This window comes from Hyalangium sp. (genome assembly GCF_035629615.1).
Taxonomy (GTDB): Bacteria; Myxococcota; Myxococcia; order Myxococcales; family Myxococcaceae; genus Hyalangium.
Genome location: NZ_DASPHO010000774.1, coordinates 1 through 10,630 on the forward strand (window position 1 = coordinate 1; position 10,630 = coordinate 10,630).

8 protein-coding genes and 1 pseudogene are annotated in these 10,630 nt (G+C 69.2%); 2 read left to right on the plus strand and 7 right to left on the minus strand.

From position 1 onward, the window contains the following. Both VD972_RS38665 and VD972_RS38670 read right to left on the minus strand, forming a co-directional pair. Window positions 1-2,125 (minus strand): PAS domain S-box protein (locus VD972_RS38665; RefSeq protein ID WP_324993846.1); only part of this gene is annotated, 2,125 nt, incomplete at its 3' end. A 146-nt stretch (window positions 2,126-2,271) separates the two neighbouring features. Further along, on the minus strand, window positions 2,272-4,128 hold the full coding sequence (locus tag VD972_RS38670; protein ID WP_324993847.1) for an ABC transporter ATP-binding protein: 1,857 nt from the start codon (window positions 4,126-4,128) through the stop codon (window positions 2,272-2,274). Between the two features lie 97 nt (window positions 4,129-4,225). Between VD972_RS38670 and VD972_RS38675 the strand changes: the two genes are divergently transcribed. Continuing rightward, a complete protein-coding gene (locus VD972_RS38675) occupies window positions 4,226-5,794 on the plus strand; it encodes a TlpA disulfide reductase family protein (protein WP_324993848.1) in 1,569 nt (522 codons plus the stop codon). Between the two features lie 33 nt (window positions 5,795-5,827). Here VD972_RS38675 and VD972_RS38680 read toward each other — a convergent pair whose 3' ends face one another. Both VD972_RS38680 and VD972_RS38685 read right to left on the minus strand, forming a co-directional pair. Then, the gene (locus tag VD972_RS38680) at window positions 5,828-7,390 is read right to left on the minus strand and encodes an AHH domain-containing protein (RefSeq protein WP_324993849.1); all 1,563 of its coding nucleotides are present in this window, start codon (window positions 7,388-7,390) and stop codon (window positions 5,828-5,830) included. 60 nt (window positions 7,391-7,450) lie between these two features. Next, window positions 7,451-8,410 carry a universal stress protein gene (locus tag VD972_RS38685; protein ID WP_324993850.1) on the minus strand — a complete coding sequence of 320 codons (960 nt, stop codon included), beginning with the start codon at window positions 8,408-8,410 and terminating at the stop codon, window positions 7,451-7,453. A 338-nt stretch (window positions 8,411-8,748) separates the two neighbouring features. Here VD972_RS38685 and VD972_RS38690 point away from each other — a divergent pair, with 338 nt between their 5' ends. After that, window positions 8,749-8,907 (plus strand): hypothetical protein, encoded by a 159-nt coding sequence (locus tag VD972_RS38690; protein WP_324993851.1) that lies wholly within the window; start codon window positions 8,749-8,751, stop codon window positions 8,905-8,907. 67 nt (window positions 8,908-8,974) lie between these two features. Here the strand turns inward: VD972_RS38690 and VD972_RS38695 are convergent, their stop codons facing one another. From VD972_RS38695 to VD972_RS38705, 3 genes and pseudogenes are all read right to left on the minus strand, one after another. Continuing rightward, window positions 8,975-9,169: a CsbD family protein gene (locus tag VD972_RS38695; protein ID WP_324993852.1), complete on the minus strand. Its 195-nt coding sequence runs from the start codon at window positions 9,167-9,169 to the stop codon at window positions 8,975-8,977. 117 nt (window positions 9,170-9,286) lie between these two features. After that, window positions 9,287-10,120 (minus strand): hypothetical protein, encoded by an 834-nt coding sequence (locus tag VD972_RS38700; protein WP_324993853.1) that lies wholly within the window; start codon window positions 10,118-10,120, stop codon window positions 9,287-9,289. Between the two features lie 36 nt (window positions 10,121-10,156). Continuing rightward, window positions 10,157-10,630, minus strand: a pseudogene (locus tag VD972_RS38705) (phytoene desaturase); the annotation flags it as partial.

Consider the following 10,630-nt stretch of genomic DNA (forward strand, 5'->3'; position numbering starts at 1 on the left):
CCCCCAGCAGCTCCTTCATGTCCTGGAAGATGTCCTCCAGCCGCTCCCGCTCGCGCAGGGCCTTCGCCTGCTCCAGCAGCCCCGCCACGGCAGGGGGAGCCTCGGGGCCCAGCTGCTGCTCCACCTGCTGGTAGAGCCCGATCAGCTGGAGCAGGACGGAGATGTACCCATCCAGCGTGGAGACGTTGCTGGAGACGTAGCTCACCGGGTTGTTGAGCTCGTGGGCGATGCTGGCCGCCATCTGCCCCAGCGAGGCCAGCTTCTCCGCCTGGATGAGCTGGGCCTGGCGCGCCTCCAGCTCCCGCGTCACCTGGCGGACCCGCTCCTCGAGCTGCTCTTGCTGGCGACGCCCCTCCTCCTCCGCGAGCCTGCGCTCGGTGACGTTGCGCACGATGGCCATCGCCTCATCCGGGCCGCTGCGGACGAGGCGGGCCTCGTAGTGCTCGACCCCCGAGGCCTTCGCCATGTCGTATTCGAAGACCACCAGGGAGGTGCCTTGACCGAGCTGCTCGAGCCCCTCCCGGAGCCCCTTCAACATCTGCTGCGGCAGCGGCTGCTCGTACAGGCTCTTCCCGAGGACCTCCTGAGGCGCCTTGATGGGCATGTCCAGCGTGGACACCTTGTAGCCCAGGCACCTCCCGTCCATCCGCAGATGGAAGATCATGTCCGGGATGGCCTCGATGAAGGCCTGGATCTGCTCCTGGGCCCGCTTGCGCGAGGTGATGTCCACGTTGGTGCCCACCATGCGCAGCGGGCGCCCCTGCTCATCCCGGGCCACCACCTTCGCCCGGCCCAGCACCCAGACCCACCACCCATCCTTGTGCCGCATGCGGTACTCGAACTCGAACATGGTGGCGCGGCCCTCCCAGTGGTCCCGCAGCCGCTGCTCGATCTCGGGCCGATCCTCCGGGTGGCAGAGGTGGTAGCGCCAGAAGTCGGCGGTGGGCTCCAGCAGCCCCTCCGCATGGCCCAGCATGCCGATCCACCGCGGGCTGACGGTGAGCCGGCCCGTCCGCATGTCCCAGTCCCACAGCCCGTCCTCGGCGCTCTCCAGCGCCAGCCGGAGCCGCTCCGCGCTCTGGATGACCTGCTGCTCCAGCTGCCGCCGCCCGGTGACGTCGCTCTGGATGGCCACGAAGTGGACGAGCTGCTCCTGCTCGTTGCGCACCGGCTGCAGCTCGACGAGGTTCCAGTAGGGCCGGCCCGCGCGGGTGTAGTTGAGCAGCTCGACGGTGATGCTCTCCCCCTTGCGCAGGGCCTCGCGCAGGGCCTCGAGGCCTCGCGGATCCGTGTTGGAGCCCTGCAGCAGCTCGAGCGGGTTGCGGCCCTGGGCCTGCTCCAGCGAGTAGCCCGTGGTCAGGGTGAAGCTCTCGTTCACCCACTCGATGATGCCCGTGGCGTTGGTGATGAGGACCGCGTTGCTGGTGCGGGCCGCCACCAGGGCCAGCTTCTTCATCTGCTCCTGCTGGGCCAGCAGCGCCTGCTCCGCCTCGCGCCGCCGCACCTCGCTGCGCCACGCGTAGGAGATGATGCCGCACGTGGTGAGCAGCGGCTGCAGGAAGCCGATGAGCCCCGAGTCATAGCCTCCCGGCCGGTTGGCCATGCCCACCATGCCCACCAGCTCGCCATGGACCTTGAAGGGCACCCCGAGGAAGGAGCGGAGGCTGGGGTGGCCCGGCGGTACCCCAGCAGAGCTCGGGTGCCCCACGGGCTCATTGGTGAGGACCGGCTCCCCCGAGGTGATGACCGCGCCAAACAGCGTCTTCAGGTTGCGGAACTCCATGCCCCGCGCGGCGTTCAAGGCGTACTGCGCGCGCAGCTCGTCCGTCCAGGCGATGTTGGTGATGGCGTAGGTCCGCAGATACGGAACCCCCTCCGGCGAGCGCAGGACTTCTCCGATGAAGCCGTACTCGCTCTGCGTCTCCTGGAGCATGAGCGTCAGCAGCCGCCCGAAGAGCGCGCGGTGATCTCCCTGGGTGACGAGATCCACGTGCACCTGGGTGAGCGCATCCATCAGCCGATGGCTGGCCTCCAGACGCTCCTCCAGGAGCGCCCGCTCCGAGGGAGAGTCGGACGACGTCTGCTCTCCTGGCTCGATGGATCGCGGTCTTCCTGGGCTCCGCATCGATTCCCTCTCCCCTGCGGACGCAGGTGATTCGGTCCCCACCCAGGAACATTCTGTTCATGTTTTAACGATTTTCAATAATTACACGTATAACAGAACTTTCGGGCAACTCTGGAATACACTTCCCTCCAGGCTCCTACACTTTTTCAGTCCCGGTAGCCGCGGGCCTGTAGGTGGAAGAGGTGCGCATAGCGCCCCTCCTTGGCCATGAGCGCGTCGTGGCTGCCCAGCTCCTCCACCTGTCCGTTGTGGAGCACGGCGATCTGGTCGGCCATGCGCACGGTGGAGAAGCGGTGGGAGATGACGATGGCGATCCGGTCCGCCGCCAGCGCCTGGAAGCGCTCGAAGAGGGCGTGCTCGGCCTCCGCGTCGATGCTCGCGGTGGGCTCGTCCAGGATGAGGACCTCGGCGTCCTCGCGCATGAAGGCCCGCGCCACCGCCAGCTTCTGCCACTGCCCAGCACTGAGCTCCTGTCCCTTCTCGAACCACCCGCCCAGCATCGTGTCGTACTGCTGCGGCAGCGCGGAGATGACGGGGCTGGCTCCGCCCAGGTCCGCCGCGCGGACGATGCGGTCGCGATCCTCCAGCGCCGGCACGTGCCCCAGGCCGATGTTCTCCGCCACGTTGAACTGGTAGCGCACGAAGTCCTGGAACACCGCGCCGAACCGGCTGCGCAGATCCTCCACGTCCATGTCCCGCAGGTCCACGCCGCCGTAGAGGATGGTGCCTTCATTCGGCTCGTACAGCCGCAGGAGCAGCTTCACCAGCGTGCTCTTGCCTGCGCCGTTCTCTCCCACCAGCGCCAGCTTCTGCCCGGGCTGCAGCGTGAGGTTCACGTGCCGCAGCGCCCACGCCTCCTTCCCCGGGTAGCGGAAGGACACGTCCCGCAGCTCGATGGAGTTGCCGCGCCCCCGCGGCGGCTTCACGGGCGGCAACACCCGGGGCTGCTCCGCGCCCGTGGGGATGTCCAGGTACGCGAACAGGTTGCTCATGAAGAGGGCGTCCTCGTACATGGCGCCGATGCTCGACAGGATGCCCTGGAACGACGCCTGCCCCTGCCGGAACAAGGACAGGTAGAGCACCATGTCGCCCAGGGTGATGGCCGCCGACGCGGCCCGGTTCGCCACGAAGGCGTAGCAGCCGTAGAACGCCGCCAGCGACAGGACTCCCAAGCCCAGGCCCCACCCCATCCGCCGCAGCGCGAGCGCTCGATCCTCGTGGAAGAACTTCTGGAAGAGCGTGCGGTAGCGCCCCAGCACCAGCGGGCCCAGCCCGAAGAGCTTCACCTCCTTCACGTGGCTGTCTCGCGTGAGGATCCACTCCAGGTAGTTCAGCTTGCGGCCCTCGGGCGCGCGCCAGGAGTACAGCCGGAACCCCTCCGCCGCCAGCCGCGCCTCCGCGATGAACGCCGGAATGGAGGCCACCACCAGCACCACCACGCTCCACGGAGACAGCGCCACCAGCAGCACCGCATAGGTGGACAGCGTCACCAGGTTGCGGACAATGGAGAACGCCTGCATGACCAGCGACAGCGGGCGGCTGCTCGCCTCGCGCCGCGCGTTCTGCATCTTGTCGTACGTCTCCGAGTCCTCGAAGTGCCGCAGCTCCAGCTGCAGGGCCTTCTGGAGGATGCGCTCGTTGAGCAGGTTGCCCAGGTTGGCCCGCAGCAGCTCGCGCGTGAGCGACAGGCTCCGCTCCACCAGCGCCGAGCCCAGCATCAGCCCGAACTCCAGCGCCACCAACCGCATGACTGGCGAGCGCAGCTCCACGCCTCCCCCGCCTTGCGCCGCCGCCACCACGCCGTCCACGATGAGCTTGCCCACATAGGCGATGGCCGCCGGCAGCACGGCCGCCACCAGCGTCAGCAGGCCCAGCACCACCGCCAGCCGGGGGCTCGCCTGCCAGAAGAGCCGGAACGTGCCCGGGAGTTGTCTGAACAGACTGCCCGCGTTCTTCAGGCGGGTCTTGAGCGAAGCGGGAGGGGGGGCCAGAGGTGGTGCCACGGTCCCCTGTTACTAATCCATCTGCGGCCTGCTCGCTTGGTCACAATGGCCGTCCCCCTGGGTGGCAGAGGCCACCGAGCTGTTAGAATCCCCTGACATGCTGTGCGCCCGCCTGCTCGCGCTGACCGTTGCCCTCCTCGCCTCCCATGCTCTCGCGCAGCGCGCTCCCGACTTCGACGTGAAGGACATGGCGGGCAACCGGTACACCCTGGCCGGACTGTCCGGGAAGCTCGTCGTCCTCAACTTCTGGTTCAAGAACTGCCCCGTCTGCCGCTCCGAGCGGGGAGAGCTCAACCGCGTCGTCGCCCGGTACCAGGGATCCGAGGACGTGGTGTTCCTGGCTCCCGCGCTCGACAAGGCCCCCGAGCTGAAGGCGTTCCTCCGCAGAAACCCGTTCCGCTATGCCGTCGTCCCGGACTCCGAGGAGCTCGCGGAGGCGTACGGCGTCTCCGGCTTCCCCACGCACGTCATCATCGGCCGGGATGGGAAGATCCTCCGGAGGTGGATCGGCGCCGTCGATACGTACTACCGCCTCACCGAGGCCATCGACGCGGAGACGGAGCCCCCCACGCCGTCCGAGCCGAGCCAGCTCGTCTCCGCCCTCCCCATCGGAAGCAGCCCCATGTGGGAGCCAACCCTCCTCATCCGCCCCGAGCGCCCCACGCGCGGCGCGACCGTGAAGCTCTTCTACGCACCCCAGTCCTTGCAGCATCCCCCCGAGGCCCAGATCTCCTGGGACATCCACGGAGACACCTCCTTCACCCAGGGCATCGCGCCCATGCGCAAGCAAGGCGTGCTGCTCGCCTATGAGCTGAAGCTCCCCGAGGACGCCACGCTCGTCCACCTGCGCATCCTCTCGCGCGAGGACAGGCGCATCGTCGAGCACACGCTGCCGGTCTCCGGCGCGGATGGACAGCCCGTGCGCAATGCCTTCGTCCACCTGGGCGCGTGCGACACGCCCCTCCCTGTCGAGCGAGAGCTCGAGCGCTACCCAGGCAGCCCCTTTGCCCTCCTGCAGCGGCTCGAAGAGCGCATGAGCCGGCCAGGAATCACACCCGAAGCCGCTCGCGCGGAGCTTCTGGAGCTGCTGAAGACCGCCGACGGCAAGGGGCTGGAGCTGCTCGCCGTCACCGCCGACTCGCTGCTGCTGGCAGGTGAGCTCAAGGCCGTGACTCAGGTGCTCGACACCATGGTGGCCCTTGATCGCGACGCCTTCCTCACCCGCCGGACCCTGTCCCGCCTGGTGACGCAGCCCTATGGCGATCTCTCGCGGCAATGGCCCGCCGGGCTCCTGCCCTGGGCCTGGAAGCTGCTCGCCGAGCGGGATGATGTCTGGAGCCGCCGCGCCGCGAGCCAGAGCACCGCTGGGCTGATGGACACCCCTTTGGCGGAGAAGATCTGCGCCACCTGGCGGGCCGCCGAGCCCGACAACGCGCTCGCCCATGACTGCCTGGCACGGGTCCTGGAGAGACAGGGCCGCCTCCAGGAGGCGCTCGGCGCCAGGCGCACCGCGATCGAGGCCGTGAGCACCGGCACGCTGCCCCTCTATTACCGGGGAAGCTGGAGCCGGATGGCCAGGGAGGAGGAGGAGCTCTGGGCACGCCATGCCGAGCTGTCGCTCGTGGCGAGGAGCCAGCCAGAGCTCGCCGGTCCGCTGGAGCCCTGAGCCCCCGGGTGTTGCTCCGGACGAGCGCCCCGCCTACCAGCTCGCCAGGCTGCTCAAGGGCGTGTCGGGGGTGCAGAGCTCGGCCGCCAGCCGCCGGAGCGCCATCCTCAGCACGGCGCCACAGGTCTCCTCATCGCCACAGCCGTCCAGGGTGGCCTCGAGGCGATCGAAGATCTCCTGGTGGTACGCCTCGGGGTGTGGCGCGGCATCCTCCTGGAGGTAGATGAGGTTCAGAGGATCCTTCAGGCTCATGCCAGCCCGTGCGAACAGCTCTTCGAACCGGAGCGTCCACGGCTTGCCCTCCCCGAACGTCCACCGATCCGTCCTCGTGGCGATGCGGTGCGGGCTGCCGCCCTCCTCTCCCGAGACACAGAGGCTGGACATCCGCGGGCCTTCTGCCTCCTGCGGGAACGCGGCCACCTCCGGCGGCGCGCGCCAGGAGCCCTGCTCGCAGGCGAGGAGACGGTCGAGCACCTCGAGCGGGCTCTGCTCCCCCGCGCCGCGCAGCTTCGCCTCCATGCCGAGGTTGAGCAGCTCCATCCACAGGCGCACGGCGTAGGCAGACTGCACCTCCGACGTCACCGCCCGGCTCAGCAGCTCCTCGCTCTGGATGAGGGACTGCCCCACCTCAAGCCCCAGCCGCCGGGCCAGCGACTCGATGACATGGCGCTGCTCCGGGCGAGCGCCCTGCAGCAGCTCGAGGAGGGGACGGGAGACGATCTCCTCCTCGTCGGCCTCGAGCGCCTTGCGCTGCAGCCAGACCTCCGAGGTCGAGACGGGCCAGTCGGAGGTCTCCGCGTCCACCTTCGCGAAGGCATGGGCCTCCGCGAAGCTGACCCGCCCATCCCGGTCATAGTCCGCCGAGGCCACGGGCTGCCCCACCCGGCTGTACCCGCTCAAGCCGGCGAAGAAGCTGGAGCTGTAGTCGCGGTAGTCCGCCTCATCCACCTCCGGGGTACAGCCTACGGAGGTGCGTGACTTCACCGTCGCGAAGAAGCCACAGCGTGGCTGCGCGGCCACGGGCTCCAGCGGGTCTCCGCCCGGGTAGATGAAGTTCGCGAAGGAGCCGGCGAAGCACTGGGACATCACCGCCACCACGGGCGTCTCGGGCGAGAGCCGATCCAAGGCCCGTGACAGGGAGCGCACGCTCAAGGAGCGCTCGTCCCACAGCATCAGGTAGTTGTTGTCCGGGTTGGAGCCGTTCAGGCCGCCGTGCCCCGTGAAGTAGAGGAACACCGGCCGCTGCGGCCTCTCCTGGAGGCTCCGGCTCAGCCACTCCTGGAAGCTCGTGCGTGTCGAGGGCCCCTTGAGGTGAGGGATCTCGGGCGCCTTGAACCGCTCCTTCGAGTCCTGATCCAGGTAGCGGACCGTCTCCTGCCCGTCATTGCCGTTGGCGAAGTAGAGAGAGGCCTCCGCCGGATCCACCCCGAACACCCGCAGCGTGCGCTGGAAGTAGAGCGCGTTCTTCTCCAGGGCGATCTCGTTGTGCGCCGGCTCGCCGCCGCCTCCCAGCACCAGGAAGTTGTAGCCGGGCTCGACCCCCGCCCCGCCGAGCACCCAGACTCCCAGGACTCCTGCCACGATGTGGGTGAACATGAAGCCACGTCCTCGGGCCTCAGGATGCTCCATTCGCCTTCCGAGCACCACCCCAGGTCGCTACGAGGGGTGGACCTTGGCCACCAACACATCGCAGTCCGCGCGCATCACCATCTGCTCGGCCAGGCCCACGGCCAGTGTCGGCTCTCCCGATGAGGGCATCCCCAGCGCCATCAGATCCGAGTCCCGCTCGGCCGCCTCCGCCAGCAGCGCCTCCTCCAGCGGCTCGCTGCAGCGGATGGTGATCTCGCACTCCCGGCCTGCCTCCCGGTAGGGCGCCAGGAAGCGGCTCAGCGCCTTGCGCGCCGCGGCCTCGAGCTCCTGCCGCACCACGAGCCACTGCTCCACCGATGACAGCCCCGCGTGCCACAGCCCCGGGTGAGTACAAGGCTCCGGCACGTGCAGCACGTCCACCTTCACCGGCGGAGGACACAGGCGCAGCGCCAGCTCCAGCGCCCGCCGCGAGTCCTCCGAGAGATCCACCGCCACCAGCGGCCGTTGGTACGCCCGCTGCGGGTGCGCGCCCACCACCAGCAGCGGCGCCTCCACCTGACGCACCATGCCTCGCACCGTCGCGCCTCGCTGCGTCAGCTCGTGACTCCGCAGCGCGTGAGGGCGGCCCGCGATCATCAGCTCCACCTCCAGGCGCTGAGCGGCCTTCGCGGCCTCCTGGATCGCATCCCCCTCTCGTATCTCCTCCCTCACCTCCACCGGCTCGCGTGTCCGGAGCCTGCGGCGCGCGGCCCCCGCAATCCGCCCCAGGCAGCGCTCCTCCAGGGACATGTCCTCCGGGACGCCCCGCCTCGAGACAGGCCGCACCGCGTGAAAGAGGGTGAGCAAGGCCCCTTCTCCCACCGGCAATCGCAGCGCGCGCGCCAGCGCCAGATCCGCGCTCATCGAGAAGTCCGTCGCCACCATCAGCCGCGTCAGCCGGCCTTTCTGCGTGGCATGCATGAGCCTCTTCAGGAACGGGGGCGGCGTGACCAGCGGCCCGAGATCCTGTGGGGATGTACTCGCCATGTCGACACCTCCTTCCTCCTACCTCTCAAGCTTCAGACTCCCGGGCGCGCGTGCCACTCATTCGCCAGCACCCCGCTCGCCTGCCCGCCGAGCCCCGAGCTCCGTTCTCCAGTCCACGGCCTGTCGGGAGAAATTACAGGACTGTGCGCATTTCCACGCACTTGCACCCAGACAAGCGTGCATCCCCCTGTGTCGAATCGCTCCCTTGGCTCGTCGCCTCTTCAACAGGGCGCAGCCGTGCATGAGACGAGGAGTCGGCCAGACCTTTGCAGAAGGGATGAGCGTCACAACTGGGAAGGCCGGGAGTGACAGAGCGAGAGCATAGAAGGGGGGCTGTCATGCGCGGAGTCATCACAGGACGTGAGGTGGTCGCCAACCTGGGTCTCATCTACCGGGAGTTCGGCGCGAGTTGCCTCGCTCGCTGTCTGTGGGCGCTGGTCAGCGGCAAGTCCACCACCTTCCTCGAGGTGGCCTGCCGGTGCGAGCACTCTCAATGAAGACACGAAGGGCCGCAGGGCATTGCAGGCCCCACGGCCCATCCGTCCCCCCGTCGCTGCTCTGAGGTTATGGCTCCTCGCGGCGACTCGGACGATCAGGATCCACCGCATCCTTGATGGCCCTCTTGGCGTCCTCGACCTTCTCCTTCACCTTGCCCTTGAGCATGTCAGCCTTGCCCTCGGCCTCGAGCTCCCGGTCACCGGTCGCCACGCCAGCAGTCTCCTTGACCTTGCCCTTCATCTTGTCGGTCCACTCACCCATGGCGCTTCCTCCCTTCGTCGTGCGCGGTGTCGCGCTCTGAACGAAGGATGGGCACTCTTCGACGGGCTGACAGGCTTCGGTCCCTGGCACGCCCCCTCGGGCTCCGAGCGACCTGGCTCAGTCCGCCAGCGGCTCCGGGAGCGGCGCGAGCGTGCCGTCTCCCAGCAGCACGGGGAGGCGCAGCGCCTCGGCCAGCACACTCATGAGGGCGCCGAGCCGCACCAGACGCTCCCGTGGCTCGGCGCGCCCCTCCTCGAAGCTTGCCGCGTCCAGGTAGGCCAGCTGCGCCGAGGCCTTGCCGTGGAGCGTGGCCACTCGCGCATCAAGCGCCTCGAGCCCCCTGTGGACCGCGTCGAGGAACACCCCGACGCGGCGGAGCTCGCCAGTGGCCCGATGGAAGGCACGGACTGCCTGGGCCTCGTCCGTGGGCTCCGGGCTGCAGGTGGCCGCCGGGTAGAGCGAGATGGCATCCACCACCACGGGGGGCGCTCCCTGCAGCAGCCAGCCCCTGTCGAGCCACTCCAGCACCGGCCTCAGCGACGGCGGTGCCTCAGCACCTACGCCCAGCAGCGGCCAGTCCAGGCTCTCAGCCCGAGACACGGCTCCCTTGGGCAGAGCGCTCAGCGCAGCGAGGCCCGCTGGCGTCAGCACCTCCGCCGCGCGCGCGTGCTCCCAGCGCTCGAGCCGCTCCAGCAGCACGCGGAAGGGCTCCACCGTCTCCTGGCAGGCCCGCCCCTGCCGCTCACCGTACGCACGCGCCCGCTCCGTCACACGCTGGCGCGCGGCGCGCAGCGCCTTCAGGGCCTCCTGGTGCCGAGCCCACGCGTCTCTGGCGAGCGTCCCCTCGGGGAAGGCCGGCCGCGATGGAAGCTCCTCCAGGATCCACTTCACCCCGAGCCCCAGCGCCGTCAGCGCCAGGCCCCCGAGCGTGAATGGAAGGAAGATGAGCATAACGGGAGAACGGCCCACTCCGGCGCCTCGTGCCCATCAGCCAGCACTCACCCGAGCGGCTGGCTGCCCCTCGAGCGGCGGCACATAGGGCCACTGCGGCAGCGCTCCCTTGCCGGCCTCCCGCGTGAGGTAGTCCGCCGCGATGTTGGCGCTCTCCATGATGGTGAGCAGCCCGCTGCCCGGGTGCGTCCCGCCTCCGACCCAGTAGAGCCCCTCCACATCCGGGTTCTTCACCTTCGGCCGCAGCGGGCCAAGCTGCAGCCACGTGTGCGAGAGGTTGAACACTGCCCCGCGGAAGACGTGGAAGTCGTCCCGCCACGTCTCCGCCGTGAAGTAGCGCTGCGCGCGGAGGTGCCGGCGCACATCCTTCAGCCCGACCTTGGTGAGCATGTCCGGGATCCGCTCACGCAGCGAGCGCTCGGCGGCGGCCCAGTCCACCGGCTGCGCCGTGTTGGGCGTCGGCACCAGCACGTACAACGTGGAGTGCCCCGCGGGCGCCCCCGTCGGGTC